20 protein-coding genes, 4 tRNA genes and 1 pseudogene are annotated in these 22276 nt (G+C 65.4%); 4 read left to right on the top strand and 21 right to left on the bottom strand.

The features are described 5' to 3' along the window. Positions 1–55: 55 nt before the first annotated feature. The 6 genes from secE to KBX13_RS02400 form a co-directional block, all read right to left on the bottom strand. The gene (gene secE, locus KBX13_RS02425) at positions 56–379 is read right to left on the bottom strand and encodes a preprotein translocase subunit SecE (RefSeq protein ID WP_070477497.1); all 324 of its coding nucleotides are present in this window, start codon (positions 377–379) and stop codon (positions 56–58) included. Between the two features lie 24 nt (positions 380–403). Continuing rightward, a tRNA-Trp gene (locus KBX13_RS02420) sits at positions 404–479 on the bottom strand. Positions 480–542: 63 nt separating this feature from the next. Further along, positions 543–614: transfer RNA gene (locus KBX13_RS02415), tRNA-Met, on the bottom strand. A gap of 36 nt (positions 615–650) precedes the next feature. After that, positions 651–723, bottom strand: a tRNA-Thr gene (locus KBX13_RS02410). 198 nt (positions 724–921) lie between these two features. Beyond that, a tRNA-Tyr gene (locus KBX13_RS02405) sits at positions 922–1004 on the bottom strand. A gap of 82 nt (positions 1005–1086) precedes the next feature. Then, entirely contained in the window at positions 1087–2103 is a 1017-nt protein-coding gene (locus KBX13_RS02400) for a polyprenyl synthetase family protein (RefSeq protein ID WP_070363146.1), read from the bottom strand. A gap of 145 nt (positions 2104–2248) precedes the next feature. On the opposite strand from KBX13_RS02400, the gene KBX13_RS02395 reads away from it, so the two are divergent. Continuing rightward, the gene (locus KBX13_RS02395; RefSeq protein ID WP_256020571.1) at positions 2249–3475 is read left to right on the top strand and encodes a geranylgeranyl reductase family protein; all 1227 of its coding nucleotides are present in this window, start codon (positions 2249–2251) and stop codon (positions 3473–3475) included. Here KBX13_RS02395 and KBX13_RS02390 read toward each other — a convergent pair. The 10 genes and pseudogenes from KBX13_RS02390 to KBX13_RS02345 form a co-directional block, all read right to left on the bottom strand. Further along, positions 3465–4157: a demethylmenaquinone methyltransferase gene (locus KBX13_RS02390; RefSeq protein ID WP_071569437.1), complete on the bottom strand. Its 693-nt coding sequence runs from the start codon at positions 4155–4157 to the stop codon at positions 3465–3467. The genes KBX13_RS02395 and KBX13_RS02390 overlap by 11 nt on opposite strands. Before the next feature lie 6 nt (positions 4158–4163). Then, complete coding sequence (locus KBX13_RS02385; RefSeq protein WP_256020568.1) at positions 4164–5285, bottom strand: glycosyltransferase family 1 protein; 1122 nt, start codon at positions 5283–5285, stop codon at positions 4164–4166. Between the two features lie 3 nt (positions 5286–5288). Next, positions 5289–5714 (bottom strand): DUF3592 domain-containing protein, encoded by a 426-nt coding sequence (locus KBX13_RS02380; protein WP_370687311.1) that lies wholly within the window; start codon positions 5712–5714, stop codon positions 5289–5291. Beyond that, complete coding sequence (menD, locus tag KBX13_RS02375) at positions 5714–7330, bottom strand: 2-succinyl-5-enolpyruvyl-6-hydroxy-3-cyclohexene-1-carboxylic-acid synthase (protein WP_256020567.1); 1617 nt, start codon at positions 7328–7330, stop codon at positions 5714–5716. Before menD ends, KBX13_RS02380 begins: the two co-directional genes overlap by 1 nt. An 11-nt stretch (positions 7331–7341) precedes the next feature. Then, complete coding sequence (locus tag KBX13_RS02370; RefSeq protein WP_070477489.1) at positions 7342–7779, bottom strand: hypothetical protein; 438 nt, start codon at positions 7777–7779, stop codon at positions 7342–7344. 15 nt (positions 7780–7794) lie between these two features. Further along, positions 7795–9374, bottom strand: a pseudogene (locus KBX13_RS02365) (DASS family sodium-coupled anion symporter). Between the two features lie 146 nt (positions 9375–9520). Next, positions 9521–10480: an o-succinylbenzoate synthase gene (locus tag KBX13_RS02360; RefSeq protein ID WP_256020565.1), complete on the bottom strand. Its 960-nt coding sequence runs from the start codon at positions 10478–10480 to the stop codon at positions 9521–9523. Between the two features lie 9 nt (positions 10481–10489). Further along, positions 10490–10822, bottom strand: a complete 333-nt coding sequence (locus tag KBX13_RS02355; RefSeq protein WP_256020563.1) for a FeoC-like transcriptional regulator — start codon at positions 10820–10822, stop codon at positions 10490–10492. Then, positions 10735–12642: a ferrous iron transport protein B gene (feoB, locus tag KBX13_RS02350; protein ID WP_256020562.1), complete on the bottom strand. Its 1908-nt coding sequence runs from the start codon at positions 12640–12642 to the stop codon at positions 10735–10737. Before feoB ends, KBX13_RS02355 begins: the two co-directional genes overlap by 88 nt. Before the next feature lie 2 nt (positions 12643–12644). Continuing rightward, positions 12645–12893, bottom strand: a complete 249-nt coding sequence (locus KBX13_RS02345; protein ID WP_256020560.1) for a FeoA family protein — start codon at positions 12891–12893, stop codon at positions 12645–12647. Positions 12894–12999: 106 nt separating this feature from the next. On the opposite strand from KBX13_RS02345, the gene KBX13_RS02340 reads away from it, so the two are divergent. Beyond that, complete coding sequence (locus KBX13_RS02340) at positions 13000–13932, top strand: 1,4-dihydroxy-2-naphthoyl-CoA synthase (protein WP_070976026.1); 933 nt, start codon at positions 13000–13002, stop codon at positions 13930–13932. A gap of 209 nt (positions 13933–14141) precedes the next feature. Next, entirely contained in the window at positions 14142–15020 is an 879-nt protein-coding gene (locus KBX13_RS02335; RefSeq protein ID WP_256020558.1) for a hypothetical protein, read from the top strand. Here KBX13_RS02335 and KBX13_RS02330 read toward each other — a convergent pair. The 5 genes from KBX13_RS02330 to KBX13_RS02310 form a co-directional block, all read right to left on the bottom strand. Beyond that, the gene (locus tag KBX13_RS02330; RefSeq protein WP_256020557.1) at positions 15017–16432 is read right to left on the bottom strand and encodes a hypothetical protein; all 1416 of its coding nucleotides are present in this window, start codon (positions 16430–16432) and stop codon (positions 15017–15019) included. The genes KBX13_RS02335 and KBX13_RS02330 overlap by 4 nt on opposite strands. Then, positions 16429–17130 carry an ATP-binding cassette domain-containing protein gene (locus tag KBX13_RS02325; RefSeq protein ID WP_256020555.1) on the bottom strand — a complete coding sequence of 234 codons (702 nt, stop codon included), beginning with the start codon at positions 17128–17130 and terminating at the stop codon, positions 16429–16431. Before KBX13_RS02325 ends, KBX13_RS02330 begins: the two co-directional genes overlap by 4 nt. A gap of 65 nt (positions 17131–17195) precedes the next feature. Next, a complete protein-coding gene (locus tag KBX13_RS02320; RefSeq protein ID WP_071572817.1) occupies positions 17196–17834 on the bottom strand; it encodes a response regulator transcription factor in 639 nt (212 codons plus the stop codon). After that, on the bottom strand, positions 17831–18943 hold the full coding sequence (locus KBX13_RS02315; protein ID WP_143110524.1) for a sensor histidine kinase: 1113 nt from the start codon (positions 18941–18943) through the stop codon (positions 17831–17833). The genes KBX13_RS02320 and KBX13_RS02315 overlap by 4 nt, the downstream gene beginning before the upstream one ends. Positions 18944–18997: 54 nt before the next feature. Then, positions 18998–19978, bottom strand: coding sequence for a hypothetical protein (locus KBX13_RS02310; protein WP_256020553.1), 981 nt, complete (start codon positions 19976–19978; stop codon positions 18998–19000). Between the two features lie 156 nt (positions 19979–20134). Between KBX13_RS02310 and KBX13_RS02305 the strand changes: the two genes are divergently transcribed. Beyond that, positions 20135–22093 (top strand): exonuclease domain-containing protein, encoded by a 1959-nt coding sequence (locus KBX13_RS02305; RefSeq protein WP_256020552.1) that lies wholly within the window; start codon positions 20135–20137, stop codon positions 22091–22093. Positions 22094–22276: the final 183 nt, after the last annotated feature.

Below are 22276 nucleotides of genomic sequence, written 5' to 3'. Positions count from 1 at the left end.
CTAATCCCGCCGTACCTCGGTGTTGAGGTGGCGGGACAATCACTTGTTGTTCATGTTAGCGGATGAATACCCATTGCATCAACATGGTGCCGAGGCGGTCGGTCCCCCACACGAGTGCGGTGAGCACGATGAGGAACGCGAATACCACGAGGGTGTAGTTGAGCATCTGGTTTCCGGTTGGCCAGATGACTTTGCGCATTTCCTGGACGACTTCGCCCGGGAACGCGCCTGGGCCGCCGCCGAGGGACTCTTCGCGGTCCTCTTCAGGCTTTGCAGGGGTGTGCTTCGCTTCGTAGGAAGCGGATGAAACAGAGGAGACCCCGCGCAGCTGGCGCTTGCCAGTGGGCTGTGCTGGGTTGTGTTCTTGCGGATTAGTCAAAAGAACTCCTCTAACTACAAGTTTTGGCAGGGGCGACAGGACTCGAACCTGCAACCTACGGTTTTGGAGACCGTTGCGCTACCAATTGCGCCACGCCCCTAGGACACTGTGAACAGTGCTCCTAACCCTACCACGGGAAACGCGTTTCCCGTTTTGAGGTGAGTAGCGATGGCGAGAATTGAACTCGCGACACAGCGATTATGAGTCGCTTGCTCTACCACTGAGCTACACCGCCATGTGCTTGCCGCCACAAGGACTGTACAAACAACAGAGCCCCCTGTCAGAATCGAACTGACGACCTTTTCCTTACCATGGAAACGCTCTGCCGACTGAGCTAAGGGGGCACAGCCTCTATGTTGTGAACTCACCGTTTTGGTGTGTCCGCTCCGTTGAAGCCTTTGAAAGACTAACCCGGTTCTATCATTGAACGCAAATCGCCAGGTAGCAATAGCTTTTCGACGCCTTCTTCGTGCACGCTATAACGCGTCACTACAACATGAAAAATGCCCGCCCCTCACGTTCTGTGAGAGACGGGCTTGCGGTGCCAGGTAGAAGATTCGAACTTCTGAAGGCGTACGCCGGCGGATTTACAGTCCGCTTCCTTTGGCCACTCGGACAACCTGGCATGCACCGTAAGTGCGTGGACTACTTTACATCAACGCACCCGCGATAAGGCAAATCGCGTGCACAGAGGGCATATCCCACCGCTATCCGACGCGTTCGATAGCGTACACGGAGACCTGCCGCAGTGCTTGGTTTGCGGGGCCGTCGGGAAGGAAGTCGAGTTCGCGCTCGACGATGTCGAGGTACTCGCGCACGGTGGCGAGGGAGCGTTGGCGCCCTTGCGTCTGGCCGAGCAGAGTGATGGCCCGTTCGACGTCGGCGTCGTTTTCGAGTGGGCCGGTGAGGAGGCTACGAAGCTCCTCTGCCGCGGGAGAGTCCTCTTCGAGCGCGTACAGCACGGGCAGGGTAAACACGCCTTCGCGAAGGTCGGTGCCTGGGGTTTTCCCGGATTGGGCGCTGTCGGAGTAGATGTCGATGATGTCGTCGACGATCTGGAAGATCATGCCGATGGCGCTGCCCATTCGGGAGCAGCTCTCGACGATGTCGCGCGACGCCCCGGAGTGCAGCGAGCCGAGGTAGGCCGCGGACGCGATGAGGACGGCGGTTTTGCCGTCGATAACTTTGAGGTAGTGCTCGACTGGGTCCTCCCCCTGGGCGCCGACTGTCTCGCGCATTTGGCCGGTGACCAGGCCCTGGAAGGTGTCGGCGAAGTGGGCGACGGTGTCGGTATCGATTTCGCTCATGAGGCGGGAGGCGTGTGCGAACAGGATGTCGCCGGCAAGGATGGCGACGGTGTTGTTCCACCGCATGTTGGCGGAGTCGACGCCGCGGCGCTTCTCGGCTTCGTCCATGACGTCGTCGTGGTAGAGGGTGGCCAGGTGCACCATCTCGGTGGTGGTGGCGCCTTTGATGACGTTGGTGGCGCCCGGGTTGGGGCCGAACTCGCTGCAGAGCAGCGCCACGAGTGGACGGAAGCGTTTGCCGCCAGCGACTGCTAGGTGCATCACTTTGTCGGTAATGAACGCTTCACCTTGTTGGAGACGTTCCCTGAGCAGCGTTTCAACGTCGCCCATGCCCTTCGTAACACGCTCGGTGAGGGCGTCGTCGCCTAGGTCCATGCGAAATCCATGGCGTGGTGACGGTGTTATGCCGTTGGTCATCGATGATGTCCTTGCAGGTTAAAGTACTCATTGCGCCATGCCCGGGGCATGTGCTGCGCGCGGTTAACATCACTAACCGTAGTCCACACCCTCCATTTTTTGCAGTAATGGGGTGTGTCTGCGCTATCTGGCACAATGTGGACTCGTGACTGAGTTTGTTGATTGCGTAGTTGTGGGCGCGGGCCCGTCGGGGGCCACGGCGGCCATTGCCGCCCAGAGAGCTGGGTTTTCTACTCTGCTTCTCGACGCCGCTTCGCCTGGCCGCGACAAAACCTGCGGCGACGGCCTGACCCCACGCGCGGTACATACGCTGCGCCGCCTGGGCCTGGACCACGTGCTGCCCGCCTACCGCAACAAGGGCCTTCGACTGCACGGGTACGGGGGTGACGTGACGGCTCCGTGGCCGGACGGCGTCTACGGCACGGAGGGCTCCGCGAGCCCGCGCGCAACCTTCGATGCCGCGCTGGTCGCGGAGGCCGAGGCCGCGGGTGCCACTGTGTGGCAGGACTGCCCAGCAACGGACGTGGCGTTCGGAGCGGACGGCCTGATCGAGTCCGTGCACACCGCGCGCGGCGAGGTGCGCACCCGCTGGGTGATCGTGGCGGATGGGGTTCGTTCGACGTTCGGCAAGCTGTTGGGCCGTACGTGGCACAAGGGCGAGGTCTTCGGTATCGCGGCGCGTTCCTACTGCACCTCCCCCCTGTCCGGGGAGCCGTGGATGCACTCGCACGTGGAGCTTCGCGACGACACCGGCACCATCCAGCCCGGCTACGGTTGGATCTTTCCGCTCGGCGACGGCACGGTGAACCTCGGCTGCGGCGCCCTGTCCACGGATGCCCGCCCGGCGCGCGTGAACACGAAGAAGCTGCTCCACCAGTACGCGGACCAGCAGCGTGACACCTGGGCCTTGGGCGAGCCGCAGCAGGTCACCAGCGCCCTGCTCCCGATGGGCGGGGCAGTCTCGAACGTGGCGGGGCCGAACTGGGTACTCATCGGGGATGCGGCGGCGTGCGTGAACCCGCTGAACGGCGAGGGCATCGACTACGGCATGGAGACCGCCGTCATGGCGGTGGAGCTGTTGCAGGATGGCAGGGACTGCACGTTGGCGTGGCCGCTGCTCCTGCGGGAGGCATACGGCCGGGCGTTCGCGCTGGCTCGCACCGCGGCCCGCCTGCTGACCTACCCGCAGTTCTTACCGGTGGCGGGCCCGCTGGCGCTGCGCGGGGTGGCAGGACGCCACCTGATGCCGGCGGCGGCACGCCTGATGGGCAACCTGGTCACCGAAGAAGACACGGACCTGATTTCGCGTGCGTGGCGCGCGGCCGGACGCGCGGTGCCGGTGAACGCGCCGCTGTGGGACGCTACGCTGTAGGTTTCACGGCGCTGTGCAGCGCCACAATGCCGAGCGAGAGGTCCTGCCAGCCAGCACCCGCCCACCCGTTGTGGTTGATGGCGGCAGCCAGCTCTTCTTGGTGCGGCCACGCGCGGATGGATTCGGCAAGGTACTCGTAGGCTTCCGCGTTGGAGGAGAACACCTTCGCCAACAGCGGCAGCGCCACCGGCAGGTACTGCTTGTACAGGGTGCGGAATCCGGGGACGATGGGCGTCGAAAATTCGTTGACCAGAAGGCGCCCGCCGGGCTTGGTCACGCGCGCCATTTCGCGCAGGCCCGCCTCGAAGTCGTAGACGTTGCGCAGGCCGTAGGAGATGGTCACGGCGTCGAAGGTGTTGTCGGCGAACGGCAGGTGCATCGCGTCGCCGACGACCTTGGGCACGTCGCGGTCGCGGCCGGCGGCCAGCATTCCCTGGGAGAAGTCGCAGGCGACGACCCACGCGCCGGACTTCGCCAACTCCACGGTGGACACGGCGGTGCCTGCGGCGAGGTCGAGCACCTTCTCCCCCGGCTTCAGGTTGAGGCGCTCGCGGGCGCGCCTGCGCCAGTACTTGTCCAGCCCGAAGGACAACACGGTGTTGGTGATGTCGTACTTCTCGCCGACGCCGTCAAACATGCCCGCTACGTCGAAGGGCTTCTTCTCCAGATCTGCCTTGGCCATAACGCTCTACTGTAGCGCGCGCTGTGCCTGTTCGTAATACTCGACGAGTTGTCGGCACAGTGCCTCCCACGTTTTGCCGGAAGTGGACTCGCGGGCCGCGACCCGAAGGTCCTGCCACCTGGTCTCGTCGAGGCACCACGCGACGGCGTGGGGCAGTTCGGTGGTGAACGTGGGGACGTCGAGAAGGAGGCCGTTGGTGCCCTCGGCGATGAGATCGATAGGCCCGCCGGCGCGCGGCGCGATGGTGGGCACCCCGCTGGCCTGGGCTTCTTGGATGGTTTGGCAGAAGGTTTCAAACTCGCCGGGGTGCACGAAGACGTCGAAGCTGGCGTAGGCGCGGGCGAGCTCCTCGCCGGTGAGCGGGCCGCAGAACACCGTGCCCGGCAATACGGCGCGCAGCTCGTCGGCCTCGGGGCCGCCGCCGACGATCACCACTTGCAGGTCCTCGCGGCCACAGAGTGGTGCGAGGCGGTGCACGCTCTTCTCGGCGGCGAGGCGGCCGACGAACCCGACGATGCGTTTGCGCCCGCTCGGGTCCCAAGTGCGGCGCAGCTCCTCGCTGCGGCGGCGGGGGTGGTAGAGGGTGGCGTCGACACCTCGGCCCCACGTGTGGACGCGCTCGATGCCGTGCCTGCGCAGCTGCTCCACCGCTGCCGACGACGGCGCGAGCGTGAGCTGGCAGGCGTTGTGGAGGCGCCGTGTCCAGTCCCACGAAAGCTTCGCCAGCGCCGGAAGGTGGTACTTCGTGGCGAACCCGGCCACATCGGTTTGGTAGAGCGCTACCGCGGGTACCTTCAGCTGGCGCGCGGCGAACGCGCCGGCCGCACCGAGCACGAACGGGCTGGCCAGGTGCACAACATCCGGCTGAAAGGAAGTGAGCGCGGCACGCACGGCACTGGTGGGAACCCCGATGGGCAGCGAGTTGACCATCGGCACGCGCACGGTAGGCACGCGCACCACGCGGAAGCCCCGGTAGTCGGGGATTTCCTCCTGGTGTTCGCGCGCCCCGGGGGCGATCACGAGGGCGTCGTGGCCGTACTCGCGAAGGTGGTCGAGCACGCGCAGCACAGAATTGGTCACCCCGTTGACGTTCGGCAGGAAGGACTCTGCAACGATGGCCACGCGCATCCGCTACGCCTCCCCCTCGCTGTCCTCGCACACGAAGCGCCCCACGCCCTTCCACGCGGCCGCGGCCACCAGCGTCGCCACTACGGCAACGGACAGCGCAGGGATCAGCGACAGCGTCCAACCGCGGCCCTCAACTTTGACCAGGTCGGGGTCGGTGCGCGAGTACGTCACCCACACCTGTTGGCCTTCGCTGAGCCCAGTCGGGTACAGCAGACCGGTCGCCGGCGAATGTGTGCGCCCGCGGTCATCCTGATACTCCACGGCGGTGCGGATCTTGCTCACACCAGTCACGGTGGCGAGGCCTCGTCCGGGATCGCGGGCGATGCGCCAGTCGTTGATGGCTGGCCCTGCGACCATCGCGAGGCTGCCGAGCATCGCACACGTATACAGCGCCAGCACGAGCTGCTGGGCTCGACGCTTCCAGCGGATCACTTTTGCAGCCGCTGCGCGAGCGCTCGCCGGGTGGCCCGTGTGGTGCGCGCTTCCACGACGGTGATCGGGTTGGGTTGTGACTCCAGCTCAAGCAGCACCTCGTGCAGCTCGGCAAGGGTTTCGGCACGGCGGTAGTCGGCTCCGTAGGCCTCCGCCAGCTTTTCGACGTCCACCCCGTGCCTCGTACCAAACGCCTTCTCAAAGTCGTCCCGGACGGACTCCGCCCCGACCTCGAGCGTTTCGAAGATGCCACCGCCGTCGTCGTTGGCGACCACGATGGTGAGGTTGCCGGGGCGTGGCTCGTCGGGCCCGATAAGGAGCCCTCCGGCGTCGTGGAGGAAGGTGAGGTCCCCCATGAGCGCGACGGTGCGCGGGGCGCGGATCTCGTCCGGGTGCAGACGCTGCGTGGCAAGGGCAATGCCGATTGCCTGGGAGACCGTGCCGTCGATGCCCGCGGCGCCGCGCGGGGAGAAGGTCGGCACGCCGTCAAAAGACATACCGACGAAGGAGGCGTCGCGAACCGGGTTGGAGGCCCCCAACACCAGCGTGTCCCCTACCCCGAGGGTGTCGCACACGGCGGCGGCGACGTGCATGCCGGTAAACCCGTAGTCGGCGTCGGCGAGGGCGTCGCGCACCGTGTTCGCGCCGACGCCGCCCGCGGCCTCGCAGATGGTGATCCACTGCTGGCGCGGCTGGCCGGTCGCGTTGACTCGCGAACCGCGCAGCTGCGGGTTGCCCGTGAACGTTTCCGTGCGCGAAATGCCGATCACGGTGATGTCCGGGTCGGCGAGCAACGCCATCACGTCGCGGTGCAGGGTCGGGTGTCCCACCACGATGACCTGCTCCGGCTTCGTCGACGCCGCAAAATCTCCGCCGTCGTGGCTAATCGAGACCTCGCTCTGCGCGAAGAATCGCGCGGCCAGCGGGTGCACCTGGTGGAACGGCGTCGGCGCGGTGGGCTCGGCGATGGTGGGCACGTGCTCCAGTCCGGGAACGTCCCAGGCCTCGTCGCCTGCGATGACCAGCGTGTCCTTCGTCAAGTCGACGTCGACGGCGCCGTGGTCACTCCACGCGGGCTTCGTGGCCAGGCGGCCCGGCCCAACCCGGCGCGACTTCCCCACCGGCTCCGGCAGGGCGTCGGGCACCAGCGGGGTGTCCAGGGCCACGTTGACGTGCACCTGGGCTGCGCCGAAGTCCAGCGCGCGGGCCTCCTCCACACTGGTGACCTGCTGCGTCTTGGCGTAGTGGCCGAAGATGCCCTGCTGCCAAATCGTCTGGGAGGCCCCAGTGCCGACCATCCACTCGGGCCGGTCGGCGCTGATCACGGCCAACGGCACGTGCGCCATGTGCGCCTCCACCATGGCGGGAAGCGTGTTGGCAACCGCGGTGCCGGACGTCATCACTACGCCGACGTGGCGGCGCTGCACGCGCGCCAGGCCGAGGGCGGTGAAGGAGGCGGAACGTTCGTCGATACGCATGTGGACGGTGATGTCCCTGCGGGCGAGCAGCGCGTACGCCAACGGCGAGTTGCGCGAACCTGGGCACATCACCACGTCCGTGACGTGCTGTGAGAGCGACTCGGCGACCTGGTGGGCAATATCCATCGAGTTCATGGCCACCTACCTTACTGGCCTTGCAGGGCGCTCTCTGCACCGGAGACGATGTCGTCGAAAAGGCCGCGAAGCTCGGTCGGCACCTCGACGGCTGGCTCGGTCGGTGCCACGGTCTCCCCGCTCTCCCCGCGCCCCCGGTCCGGCAGCAACTTCGGCCGCTTCGTCGTGGTCTCCGTGACCGTCTCCGTAGACACGGCAGTCTCGGTCACCGTGGAGGTCACCGGCGGCTTGTCCGCCTCGGCTGCGGCGCTGCGCCACAGGAAGAACAGCACCGTGCCGGCGCACAGTGCGATAGCAAGGGCAATCCCCAGCCCGATTGCGAGCCCGTTGGAGCGCTGCGGCTCCGGCTCGTAATAGGACTGGGGTTCGTAATAGGCTTCCGGCTCGTAGTACTGCGTTTGGTGCTCCGGGTCCGGGAAGTATTGCTTTGGACGTTGCTGGTTATCCATGCTGCTAGCGTACCGCTAGAGCACCAAACCAAACACCGGCACCGCCAGGAAGTAGGTCACCACGGTGATCAGGCCGAGGGAGATGATGTTCAGCCACAGGCCACCCTTGAGCATCTCGCCCATGGTGACGTAGCCCGAGGAGTACGCGATCGCGTTCGGCGGCGTTGCCACCGGGAGCATGAACGCACAGGTTGCGGACAGCGCCACCGGGATGGCCAGCAGCAGGATATTCATCTCGGTCGCCTCGGTCAGGCCGATACCAACCGCGACACCACCCATGATCGGGAGGAAGGTTGCGGCGGTTGCCGTGTTCGAGGTCAGCTCGGTCAGGCCCAGCACCAGTGCGGCGACAGCCATGATGAGCAGGATCGTCGGCAGCACAGCGAGGCCCTTTGCAGCTTCACCGATCCAGAGGGACAGGCGGTGGAGGTGAACATCGCGGACAGGGACAGGCCACCACCGAACAGCAGCAGGACGTCCCACGGCATCTCGTTCGCGGTCTCCCAGTCCATCAGGCGCTTGCCCTGCTTCGTGCCCGGCACGATGAACATCAGCAGGCCGGCAATGATGCCGACGATGGCGTCGTTATACGGGAACTCCCAACCGAACTGCTTGATGCCAAGCGGAATGAAGATCCAGGCGAGTGCTGCGACCAGGAAGATGATGCCGACGGCCACCTGCGGGAAGGTCCATGCGCCCAGCTTGCGGTACTCGGCGTCGATTAGCTCCTTGCCACCAGGGATCCGGTCGATCTCAGGCTTGAACACGTTAATCAGGACAAACCAGGCGATCACGGTCAGCAGGATCGCCATCGGCATACCGACGAGCATCCACTGGCCGAAGCCGATCGTGATGTCGTGTGCTTCCTTCATGTAGCCGGCCAGCAGCGCGTTCGGCGGGGTACCGATCAGGGTGCCGAGCGAGCCGGTCGACGCGGAGTACGCAATAGCCAGCATGAGCGAGGTAGCGAACTTCTTCTGGTTCTGCATGCCACCCACGGAGTCAGCGGTCAGGGTCAGCACAGAAACACCAATCGGGAGCATGACCACCGCGGTTGCGGTGTTGGACACCCACATGGACATGAAGCCAGTGGCCAGCATGAAGCCCAAGATGATGCGCTTCGGGCTGGTACCCACAATGCGCACGACCACCAGCGCGAGCCTGCGGTGCAGGTTCCAGCGCTGCAACCCGAGGGCCATCAGGAAGCCGCCCATGAAGAGGAAAATCGTGGACGACGCGTACGGCCCGGAGACCGCGCTGAACTTTGCCACGCCCATCACCGGGAAGATCGCTATCGGTAGCAAGGCGGTTGCCGCCAGCGGGATCGCCTCCGTCATCCACCACGCCGCCATGAGCACCGTGGTCGCGGCGACGACGCGCATTACGTCGGCATCGTAGGTCGTTTCAGGGTCGGCGCCCGAGGACTGTTGCACTGTTTCGGCAGCGCTGCCCGGGAAGATGTAGTACACCAGCAGCGCAAGCAGCACACCTGCGATCAGGCCGATGAGTTGGCGGCGCCACTCACCCGGTTCGGGCGACTTGGCAAGCTCGCCGTCGGAGAGCGCGGACGATTCGTGCATCACGGGAGTCGACATTTTCGATCCTTTCGAACAGGATTCACACAACAGCTAAAAAGGTGATCTTTCACACCCTCGCGTGGGAGACGTTACGCCCTCACACATCAAATGTCGCAAGAATGCACAGATTAATCAAACATTTCCACCCCCGCCCGGGCACGTTTTTACCCCCGCATGGTGTCCATGCAGTCCCGAACGCGCTGAAACCACCAGTCGCGACGTTCCGCGGGAGCCCGCAACTCGTGCAGACGCGCCGGATCGGGGGTAACAGGGGTGGCTTCGAGGCAGCCATCGATAAGTGGGCGGGGCTTCGCGACGTCCTCTACGAACAGCCGCTGCGTAGCCAATCCCGCCGCGCGCGAGTCCGCGCACCGCGCCGCCACCAGCCCCGCGTACATCCCCACCGCGGTGTCCAGGGCGCTGGCCACCGTCACATCCATCCCCAGGTCCCGCTTCAGCGCCAGCAGGCGGCGCACTCCCCCGAGCGGCGCAACCTTCAACACGGCAACATCCGCCGCACCCAGCTCGGCGACACGCAGCGGGTCAGCGGCCCGGCGTATCGATTCGTCCGCCGCGATCGGCGTACGCACCCTCGCCCGCACCTCCGCGAGCTCCTCCGCGCTCCCGCAGGGCTGCTCGATGTACTCCAGCTCCCCCAACACGTCGGCGGCGCGCACCGCCTCCTCGACGCTCCACCCCCGGTTCGCGTCCACGCGCAGGGTCGCGTCGGGGCGCAGCTCGCGCACCCGCTCGACGCGCGCAACATCGTCGGCGAGCGTCTGGCCAGCCTCGGCCACCTTAATCTTGAACGTCCCGATCCCCGGGAAACGCTCCAACACCTCCTCCACCTGGGCGGCGTCCACCGCGGGCACCGTGCCGTTCACCGGCACCGGGCCGGAAGCGTCCGGCAGCCCCTCGAACGCAGCCTCCAAACCGGAGCGCAGCCACCGCGCGGACTCCTCAGGGCCATACTCCACAAAGGGAGAAAACTCGCCCCAGCCGGAGGGGCCGTCGATAAGCAGGGCCTCACGGGTGGTGATCCCGCGGAACTTCACTACCATGGGCAGGGCTACAACGTGGGAGCGCTCAAGGATCTCGTCAACGGAAGGCAATAAAGAAGGCATAGGGCCAGGCTAGCGCCGGCCGAGCACCAACGCGACAGGGCCCGACGTGCACGCCCCGCGCGAGGGGCAGCCACCGCAGCCGCCCGCGCAGGAGTCGTTGAGGGCGCGGCGCTGCACTTCGCCGGTGGCCTCGAGGTGGGTCATGACGGCGTCGATAGTCATGGGTGACAGGTTGGTGCGGCGCGCGATTTCCTCGCGGCTCACGCAGCCCTCGCGCAGTGCGCCGAGCACCGCCGACATCGGTCCGCTACTCATCAGAAGAACACCTTCAGCAGCTGGAACGCGCCGACGGCCAGGCCCCACGCCATCACCATCTGCAGCGCGACGCCGAACAACGTCCACTTCAGGCCGATCTCCCGGCGCTGCGCAGCAAGCGTGGCCACGCACGGGGTGTACGCCAGCAGGAAGAGCATGTACGCCCACACTGCAGGTATCGCGTGCCCGCCGGAGGCCTGGTTGAAGTCTTCGCGGATCGCCTGGCTCAGCGGCGAGTTGCCGTCGCCCTCCTCGGGCTCCTCCAGCGCGTAGGTCTGCGCCCAGCTGGAAATGACGGCCTCCTTGGCCACAAAGCCGGTGATCAGTGGGCCGGCCAGGGACCAGGAGTCGAAGCCTGCAGGCGCGAAGACAGGGGCGATCGCGTCAGAGACAGTGCCGTACACCGACTCCTGCGGGGCAACCTCGCCGAACTCTGCCTCGGAGGTCACCGGGGTGGACTGCAGCGCCCACACCACGACGACGGTCGCCACGATGATCTTGCCCGCGGTCTCAAGGAAGCCACGCAAGCGCGCCCACATCACCGACAGCGCCAGGCGCGCGCCCGGCAGCTGGTACACCGGCAGGTCAATGACCAATGGCTCGGTGCCCATCGTGGACCACAACACCTTGCGCAACGCGAAGCCCGTCAGCACGACAAGCAGGATAGAAATGACGTACATCGCGAAGACGACGGTGCCCGCGTGATCCGGGAAGAACGTCGCAGCCAGCATGACGTACACCGTCAGGCGCGCACTGCAGGACGCGAACGGCACCAAGAGGGCCGTCATCAGGCGGTGGCGCGGATCCCCCATCACGCGCGTCGCCGAAATCGCCGGCACGTTACAGCCGAAGCCAACAATGAGCGGGATGAACGCTTTACCAGGCAAGCCCATCGCACGCATCACACGATCCGCGACGACGGCCGCGCGCGCCATATAACCAGAATCCTCCAGCACAGCGAGACACAGGAACATCAGCGCCATCAGCGGCGCGAACGTGAGCACCATGCCCACGCCGTTAATCAGACCATCGACGACCAGGCCGCGTAGCCAGCCAATATCCGGCAGCACCGCGAGCGCCGCGTCAGAAACTGGGCCGCCAAAAAAGCCCTCCAGGCCATCCTGCAACGGCTTCGCCACAGTCGTGGTGATCTCGAAAACCATCCACATCGCCACCAGGAACATCAGCGGGCCGATCACCGGGTGCAACGCGAAGCGATCCAGGCGCTCGGTGAAAGTCTGCTGGTGACCGGTGTCGGTCGCAGCAACTTCGACGGCGGCGTCGACCCAGGCGAAGCGGGCGTCGGCAAGCTCGAAGTCGTCAGTGGTAGCCACTGGGCGCAGGGTGACCGCTGGTTCGGCGAGCTGGGCGTCGATAACTTCGCGCAGACCGCGCACATCCCTCTTACGCGGATCGACCGCGACCACGGGCAACCCAAGCGCGTTCTGCAGCGCCGCCGCATCCACCGCAATGCCCTCCGCGCGGGCCACATCCATCTTGGTCAACGCAACCACGATGCGGTACGGCGTCTCCGCGAGCTGCGCCACCATATACAAACCACGCGCAAGGTTCGCCGCATCAACGACGACCACCACCGCATCCGGACGCTCCGCCGGGCAACGCTCCAGCAGCAGCTCGCGAGTGAGCTCCTCGTCAGGGCTCTGCGGATCCAGCGAGTAGGCGCCAGGAAAATCAATCACGTTATAGGAACCCGCCCACACGCCGCGAGAAATCTCCACGGAGGTGCCAGGCCAGTTGCCCATCTTCACGTTCGCGCCAGTCAGCGCATTAAACAAGGTGGACTTGCCGGCGTTCGGAGCTCCGATCAGCGCGATGGTGGGCTCGCCCTTGACGGCGGTATCTGCGTGCGGCCCGCAACACGACGGAACCTGGGTGAAATCGGCCATGGCTATGCCACGCTCACCTTGATGCCACGCAGCGCGTCAGCGCTGAGGGCGTAGCGGGAGGTTGCCACCTTGATCACGCGGCCACCACCAGCCGTGGACTGCATGATGCTGACGCGCTGACCAGGACGAAGGCCGAGCTCCTGCAGGCGGCGCGCGGCCGTAGGGGTGGTGTCAAGCGCCGCGATAACGGCGCTGTCGCCGACGGGGATGCGGGCAAGGGTGCCCTCGGCAGTTTTCGTTATCAGACTCATACGTTTGATTTAACTCCGAGCCCATTAGGTAAGCAATGCCTTATACAGCGGTTGCCTCCCTGTGGGGGTGCCCCGAGCTGCCGTCGGCACCGTAGACTACAAAGCCATGAGCTATTCCACTGCGCAACCATTCGACCCAACCCAATGGCGCGAGGTCGAAGGTTTTGACTTCACCGACATCACCTATCACCGACACGTAGGGACCACGCGCGCCGACGGCATCGTCCGCATCGCCTTCGACCGCCCCGAAGTACGCAACGCGTTCCGCCCCCACACCGTCGACGAACTCTACCGGGCACTCGACCACGCTCGGCGCGACCCTTCTGTCGGCGTGGTGCTGCTAACCGGCAACGGGCCTTCTGAGAAGGACGGCGGCTGGGCGTTCTGCTCCGGCGGCGACCAGCGCATCCGTGGCCGCTCCGGCTACCAGTACGCGGGCGGCGACACCGCCGACACCGTCGATACCGCACGTGTGAAAGCCGAGGGCGGACGCCTGCACATCCTTGAGGTCCAGCGCCTCATCCGCACCATGCCCAAGGTGGTCATCGCGGTGGTGAGCGGCTGGGCAGCCGGCGGCGGCCACTCACTCCACGTCGTGTGCGACCTGACCATCGCCTCCCGCGAGGAGGCCAGGTTCAAACAAACCGACGCCGACGTCGGCTCCTTCGACGCCGGCTACGGCTCCGCCTACCTGGCCAAGATGGTGGGTCAAAAGTTCGCCCGCGAGATCTTCTTCCTCGGCCGCACCTACTCTGCCGAGGAGATGCAGCGCATGGGCGCCGTCAACATCGTCGCCCCGCACGCTTCCTTGGAAGAGGAGGCCATCCAGGTCGCCCGCGAAATCAACGGCAAGTCCCCCACCGCACAGCGCATGCTCAAATTCGCCTTCAACCTTGTCGACGACGGCCTCATGGGCCAACAAGTCTTCGCCGGTGAAGCCACCCGCCTCGCCTACATGACGGACGAGGCCGTGGAAGGCCGCGACTCCTTCCTGGAAAAACGCGAGCCCCGTTGGGACGACTTCCCGTTCTACTACTAGGTAGGTATGTGACCTAGCGGTTTTCTCCCCTTCGTGCCCCTTTGAAATAGTTCCCGCCGCCGGGGAACTATTTTGCGTTTGGGGCCGGTTCCGGTCGACCAACGGTTACATTTCCCTAGGTCACAACGGCTGTCCACGTAAATGGTTCCGGCGATCACGAATAGGTTGGGAACTTTCTTCGGGTTTCTAGTTTTCTGTAGCGTGGTGCCATGAAGCGCTATCTGCCTCTCATCACCGCCACTCTCCTGCTGGCTTCCTGCGGCACGGCGCCTGTGCCGGAAGCGCCCGTGCCGGAAACAACACTGGGCACGCCCGCGACTGAAGCACCGGTGCCCTCCACCCGTGATCTGTACGCCGACGCCATCGCGGACCCGGCGCGGTTCTTCGCAGATCTCGACGGCTTGGACGGCACGTTCGCCTACGACGTCTTAGATATCAACGGCGATCTTGAGCCGGAACTGCTGCTGCGCGCTGGTGCTGACGGCCCTTCTCCAATTCGCGTGTTGCGGGCCCAGGACGGCACGCTGAGCTGGACGAAGGACTACCTCATCGACTCGGACGACCCGTACCCGACTGTGTTCACCAACGGCACGCAGCCGGGCTTGGACCAGTACGAAGCCGAAAGCCCTCTCTTGCACGTGACGCACTTCGAGCTGCGGGGTCAGCGTTTGGAGAAGGTGTGGGGTCCGGAGGAGACGGTCGTCGGCAATCCGCTCAGCGAGTTCACCCGTATCGCCTGGCACCCGACGACGGACGCGGCGGCGCTGGGCACAATCAAACCTCCAGAACTCAAAGGTCCAATGGAGGGCACGATGGGTCAGGTATCCGAGGTCGAGCACCTACAGGGGCAGCAGTTCCGTGTCCGGTTCGCGCCAACCGCGGACGGTATCGCGGTGACCTACCCTGAGCTCGGCTGTGCAGGGCAGCTCACGAGAACCGAGGATGGCTTCCGGGAGACGATCACCGAGGGCACCTGCGATAACGGCGGCACGTGGCACTTACTTATCGACGACAACCACGCCCACGCCTTCTACAACTCCCCCGATGGTCGCTACACGGCGGACGGACGCCTCACCCCGGCGGGTTAGCGTCGTACTGGGCGCATCCCGCGCAGCGTCCGCATCAGCAGCATTACAACCACCGCCAGCAGCACCAGCCCCACCGCAGCCGCAACCCACACTCGTGCACCGGTGGCCGTAGCTGGCCATGCGGGGACGGCGAGGATCCATAACGCAGATTGCGCGAGGACATCCCCGCCGATCGTGGCGGAGACGATTGTGACCAGGATCGTCGTGGCCAGCGTCCACGCCACGCCGAAGCGGACGGTGATGGCAAGTGCGGTGAGCGTCAATACGCTGCCTGCGAGAAACGCGAGGAGTCCGAAGCGTGCGTCGCCAACCACGGCCGCTCCGAACGCGCACACGAGGGCGACGACTCCAACGCACCACGTGGCCAATGCGGCGCGGACGTGTGGGTGTTCGACCTGCATGAGCGCCCAGGCGGGACGCAGTTTCGGCCACACCAGTGTGGGAAGCACGCCCGCCCCTATCGGCAGGATGATGTAGGTGAACATCGCCTCACGCACATCCACCGGATATGCCAGCGAGAACAGCAGCACCAGGGCGGTGAGCAGGAGCAAGACGCGTATCGACGACACCCTCGCCGCCATCGCAACCCCCTTCACCGCAGCCACGTATCCGGTGGCTTCGGTGCGTGGCGTCGCCGGAGAAGTGGCCAGCGGTGCGGTGACGTGGTGGACTCGGCGGCGGCGCAATATAGGTCGGGTGCGCGGTGGTACGAGGGCGGCCACTACAAAGCCAATTGCTGCGAGCACCAGCGTGAGGATGAGGGCAAGCACAGGAGACTCCCCCGCCATCGGATCCGTGGCGTCGAGGGGCAGCAGGTTGAAGTGCAGGCCCATGGTCGGCAGCACCAACCGAATTGGCCAGGCGCCGGGGTTGGCCCACCACCAGTCGCGTTCGGCGAAGTAGCCGAGGCCGATGGTGAATGCGAAGCCGAGGATGATGGTTTGCAGGATCCCGATGCGTCGCGTGGAGGCGGCGGCGAGACCTGCCGGTCCGAGCATGCCCAGCCACGCAAAAAGACCTACGAGTGCGATCGAGGCCGTGTTGTCCAGGTTGAATACGAGGCCGGCGGCAAACGGCACGACAAAGTCGAAGGCGACGAACGCGGCCAGCGCCAGCCACACCACGACGATACGGGCAGCGCGAGTGCGCATAGGTGGGACCGGCCGCCACAATGTGCCGCCGCCACGGGCGTCACGTTCGCGGGTTTCGGCCAAACCGGCGAACAGCGCGGCGGCGGGAGCAGCCATGCCGGTGACCAACAGTCCTTGCGGGTAGAGCAGGTTCGACGCGGTTTCGACGTTTCCGGCCAGGGCGAACAACGTCAGCAGCACGCCAACCAGCAGGCCTGCTCCGGCGAGCCACCACAGCATGGAGCCGCGCGCACGGATCCATTCGGCGTGTAGGAGGGTCATCGGTCATCACCTGACGTGAGCCGGAAGAATGACTCTTCTAGGTTGGGGCCCAGTTCCGCGAGCTCGCCTGCGAAGCGGACGCCGCCGCCTGCGATCACGGTGGCGTCGTCGGCCATGTGGAGTACTTCGCCGAGTTGGTGGGAACTGACCAGGACGGTGCGCCCAGCTCGCGCGTATTCGCGAAGGTAGTCGCGTAGGTGGGCGATGCCTTCGGGGTCGAGGCCGTTTTGTGGTTCGTCGAGAATAAGCACCTCTGGCTCGCCAAGCAGCGCCTGAGCGAGAGCGAGGCGGCCTTTCATGCCGGTGGAGAAACTGCCGGCTTTCTTCTTGCCCGCGGTTTGGAGGCCAACCAGTTCGAGGACCCGGTCGGCTTCGCTGTCGGGAAGGCCCAGCAGCGTGGTGTGGACGCGGAGGTTGTTGCGGGCGCTGAGGTGGCTGTAAAAGGCGGGGTCGTTGATGGAGGCGCCGACATGGCGCAGTGCCGAGCGGTCAAACGGCTGCCCCATCAGTGTTACCTCGCCGACATCGGGTTCGATCAGGCCGAGCAGCACCGACATCAGCGTCGATTTACCCGCGCCGTTGGGGCCGAGCAGTGCGTGGACTCGGCCCGGGGTGGTGGTCAACGACACGTCGCGAAGTACGTGGTGGTCCCCGAAGGACACGGCCACGCCGCGGCAAGCAAGTTGCGTATCAGTCATGGCATTCATGGTCGTCGCCGAACAAGGCGACCACATCGGCCGGCGGAACCACACTGCCTCCTCCTCTAGGAGGAGATCCCGGCGCGCTGGGCGATCAAGGCAAGCGCCACCCTGTCGCGCGCGCCGAGTTTGGCAAGCAGGTTGGAGACGTGCGTTTTCACCGTGGTCTCTGCAATAAACAGTGTGGCGGCGATTTCAGCGTTCGTGGCGCCGCGGCCAATTTCTGCGAGCACGTCGTGTTCGCGTTGCGTCAGCGCCTCCAGCGCGGCGGCGGATTCTTGGGTGCCCGCACCGTCGCGGACCCATTCCATCACGCGGCCTGTGACCCCGGGGGCCAGAACCGATTCGCCGCGGGCGACAGCGCGCACGGCGTTGGCCAGGACGTCGGGTTCGGCGTCTTTGAGAAGAAAGCCGTGCACGCCGGCGTCGATAGCCGCATGGATCAAGGTGTCGTCGTCGAAGGTGGTCAGCATGATCACGCGTGGGCCCATTTCCATGATGGTGCGGGCGGCGGTGATGCCGTCGAGTACTGGCATGCGGATGTCCAGCACCGCCACGTCGATGCGGTGGGCGCGGGTTTGCTCCACGGCCTCGGCGCCGTCGGCGGCGGTGGCGACGACGGTGATGTCGTCCTGGGCGTCCAAGATGGTGCGGAGGGCGCTGAGGAGGAGCGGTTGGTCGTCGGCAAGGAGCAGGCGGATCATGCTGCCAACTCCGCCCACACGGTAAATGTCTCCCCTGACTGCCATGTCTTCAGCGTGCCACCGGCGCTTGCCGCGCGTTCGCGCAGCCCCTCCAGCCCAACACCAGTGCCTGGTTGGGGTCGAATCTGGCCGGTAGAAACGACTTCTACCACTACGGTCTCGCCCGGTGCGATCCGAACCATCACAGCGGGATCGACTTGGTGGCGTGCCGCGTTCGCCAGCGCCTCCGCCACGATGCGATAAATAGCAAGCGAGGTCACCGGGGAGACATCCACTGCTGGTGCTTCCAGCGACACTTCCAGACCGGCGTCGCGGTAGCGCTGCACCAACGACGGCAGGTCAGGGATCCCCGCCGCCGGCGAAAACGCATGATCGCTCTCACGCAGGCCGCGCACAAGCAGGCGAATCTCCGACAACGACTGCCCGGCGGCCTCGTTGATCTGCTGCAGCGCCTCCCGCTCCTGTCCGGCCGCCAACCCTGCATTGGCCTGCGCTTTGATCAGGGTCAGCGAGTGGCCGAGAAGGTCGTGAATATCGCGGGCAATGGCGCGGCGTTCCTCCTCGCGCGCCGCTGCGAGACGTTGCTCTTTCGCGTGTGCTTCTCGACGACGCACCTCATCCTCAGCTGCCACATTCGCCCCAAGGAGATACCCCACCGCACTCGCACCCCAGTGCAGCGCAAGCGTGATCCCGAGATCGACCCCGTGCCGGTAGAACAACACAAAGTTGTCGTCCCACGTCCACATGAACGGCGACAGCAGTGCCCACCCGCACGCGGCAGCGAGAACAACTAGCGCGAAGCGCTTCCCTGTAAACAGCCCGGCAATAAAGGTCGCCACCGGGACCGCCAACACCCACGGCGAAAAGCCAAGGTTGACCGGCGCGGCCAGCCACATCACAGACCAGGCAACATTCAGCGCGATAAGCGCAATCGAGGAGAACTTGGGTTTGCTCGTGAGCACCACGCACACCGCGACGAAGCCCCACGACAGCACGGCCTGGCCCCAACTGGCCGCATGCGTGGGTTGGGTAAACGCACTCGCGGTGTACACCGCCGCCAAGATGGCAACAGCGACCGCGAGCACAAGGTCACCCGGTTTGTAGCGCATGGCCGTAAGCCTATCGGCAACACCGAACACGCGCCTCCTCCCAGGGGAGGAGATCTACTTGTTCAGCCCGGGAATCTTCGGAAGCTCCGGCACATTGATGCCGGCGTTCTTGAGCAGCGCGAACAACCCGCCCAGCGCTGCCAGTACCGCAGCGATGATGCCGATGATCTGGCCGAGCTTGGCGTCAAAGTTCTGCGGCTGCTCCGGCTTCGGCGTGGGCTGCTCCGGGGTTGGCGTTTCCGGCGCGGAGGGATCCGCTGGTTGGCCCGGCAGGGTGTTCTTCAGTACCGGCGGTGCTGGCAGGTCCGCGTTTTGGGTGCTGAAGATAAGCGGTGGGTTGTCGCTGCACTGTTGCGCCTGCTTAAGCAGGTAGTAGTACCGGGACTCGAGCGAGTCGGCAGCCTTGGCAAAGTAGGTGCCGGACATGTTCGACGCGAACGCCGTGCGCTTCCAGTCGGGGACGTGATTCAGGAACCGAGCAGTGTTGTCGCCGGTGCGGCCAAACACGTAGTTCGCCCCGAGGCTGGTCACCTCCGGCACGGAGCCGTCGATACCGATGTACCAGCGCGCCGAGCCCTGCAGCGCCTTGCCCGCTGGTGAAAGCGGAATCTGGGCGCCCTGCTTCATGTCCAGGTAGAAGTCGGCGTCGGTGGAAACCAGGCCTAGCTTGGCCAGTTTTTCCTTAGTGGCGGCGCGGGCGGCGTCGTAGTCGGGGCGCTCGCCGGGCTCCTGCCCTTCCAGGCGGAGTTGCTGGTAGGAGATGATGGCTGGTTGGTCGAGGTGGGCGTCGCCAAGTGGTTTGAGCCCCTCGAAGGTTGCCTCGAATGCTTCAGCGACGGCCGTGGCGTACATGCCGTGCGTGAGCGTTTTTGCGATGCGTTCGGCCTGCCAGGCAGGGCCGCGCTCGGCGTCGTTGAGGATGACGCGGCACTGGCCGCTGTCAGTGCGGGCGAGGTGGGCGGCGTGGGCCGGGGTCGTGGCGAGGGCGGTGAAGGCGGTCGCCGCAGCGACGGCCGATGCGATGATCTTCTTCATGCCCATGTAATCGGCACAGACGGTGGCGGGCGTTACGCGGCGACCACAACTCCCCCTCCGGTTCCATCGAACATCCGGCCGACTCCGTCCCTGGTGTGTCCGAGGCGTGCCTTATATTTATTGACGCCCCCAACACGGATGGACAAAGGAGCAGGAATGGGCCGGAATGGGTTTGCGGTCGTCGATTTGGAGACGACAGGTCTGAGCAACCAGGACCGCATTGTGGAGATCGGTGTGGTGCTGCTGTGCCCCGACTTCTCCGTGGAGCGCACGTGGGAGACCCTGATCCAGCCGGAGCGCGACATTCCGAATAGTTACATCCATAAGATCACGGCGACCGATGTGGTGGATGCACCATTATTTTGCGACGTCGCTCCGTACCTGGGCTCACTGCTCAATGGCCGCACGCTGGTGGCGCACAATGCGTCGTTTGAGCACCGCTTCCTGACCAACGAGTTCGCGCGCGCCGGCGCGGAGGACGGCTTGTGCGAGTGGCTGGACACGATGCGGTTGACGAAGCAGTACATGGGCGTGGGCAAGTTAAGTGAAGCGCTGGATATCGCGAGGATTCGGAACCGGTTTGCACACTCGGCGCTCGCGGACGCCGAGGCGACCGCCGAGCTCCTCCGTTACTTGTGCGTGGGCAACGGAGTGGACGTCGAGAAGTATCCGGCGGCGACGTTCACCGCCCCCGCAGCCGAGGCCCCGTGCCTCCCCCGCGGCGGCGAGCCCTCCTGGGCGGGGCAGCTTTCGCGCACCTTGCCGACGGCCACCACCAAGAACGAAGCCGACTACCGCGCCGAGCTGACCTGCGCACTTGTGGACCGCGCCATCTCCCGCACCGAAATGCGCCGCCTCGAATCCACCGCCATCGCCGCGGGCCTCAGCGCCGACGACGTCGACGCCATCAACGAGGAGTTCACGCGCCAGCTCGCCGTCGAAGCCTGGGCCGATGGCGTCATCACCGATGAGGAGCGCGCCACGCTGCTCGACATCGCCGAGGCGCTCAACGTCGATGCGCAGCTCGTGCGCTCGCTTCTCGACGAACCCACCTCCGGCCCCACCCCCAGCACCTTCGCCCTGCGTCCTGGCGACCGCGTCGCGTTCACCGGGGCCCTCGACATCCCACGCGATGTATGGACCGACCGCGCCACAGCCGCCGGCCTCGACGTCGGTGGCGTGACCCGCACGTGCGCCGTCCTTGTTGCGGCGAATCCGGACTCGATGAGCGGGAAGGCGAAGCAAGCACGCGAGAACAACGTGCCGATCATCAGCGAGACCCACTTCGCCCAGTTACTGAAGGCCATGGAGGATTCGACCGAGGACGCACCGGTTGCTGCCCCTGATGCCGCTGCGCCTGTTTCAGCCCCGGAGCAGTTCTCTTGGCTGACCCCCGAGCAGTCGCACGCTGTTGGCTCGTCGAGTGCGCGCATCGCCGCCGCGTGGATCGAGCAACACCCGGACCGCCCGCTGCACGAGATCGCTGACAACCTCAAACCCCACCACGTCCCCGAGGCGACCGGGCGCGGCATCGACCGCTACCTCGCCATGTGGAGCCTCGAGCACCCGGAGATGCTCAACGCCAGCGCCGACGACCTACTTGACCTGCACGGCGTCGGCCCGAAGCGGTGCAGCCAGCTCGTAGAGATGGTGGTGGACCTCGCCGTCGACGGAGTCGAGGAGACGGCTGAGGTGGAGGCGGCGGTTGTTGAGGAGGTCGCTCCGGAGATTGTTGCGGAGGCGCAGCCTGCTCCAGCGCCACGCCCTGCAGCCACAAAGCCCCGACCTGCCACCAATGAACTGACACCTGAGGAGCTACTTGCCGCAGCGTATGCCCCGCTGCACGCACCGGTCCCCGCCCAATCGACGCTGTACGATCCCGCGCTGCTCACGCCTGCTACCGCCCCGAAGCGACGCTCCAAGTCCGGGAAGGTATTCAAGCGGTCGGTGATCATCACGGTGGTGTCGTTTGTGCTCTTCGGGCTGTGCCTGGAAACGTTCGACCCGGAGGCCGAGTCCTTCATCGCCGGGATGCTCGCTCTGGCAACATTGGTTGGAATGCTGACAGCGGGGGTCTCGGGCGTGATGGCATTGATCGGCAAGTTGCGGAGATAGAGCGCCAGGCCTTGTGCGTGTCTGATATTCAGTTAGACTTAGCCACGACATGACCTCCACTCATGTCGGCAAAAACGGTTGAACCCCTGCGAGGCCGGTTAACCAACGCAAGGGTTCGGCGAGACTAGCTATCTGGCCAGTCGGTTAACTTGCGGATCAGATCCGCAAGCAGTCTGGCTAGCA

It is taken from the genome of Corynebacterium sp. CCUG 51687 (assembly GCF_024453995.1).
Taxonomy (GTDB): domain Bacteria; phylum Actinomycetota; class Actinomycetes; order Mycobacteriales; family Mycobacteriaceae; genus Corynebacterium; species Corynebacterium pseudogenitalium.
The sequence above is the reverse complement of the archived record's forward strand: the minus strand, read 5'-3'. Positions and strand labels throughout refer to the sequence as shown.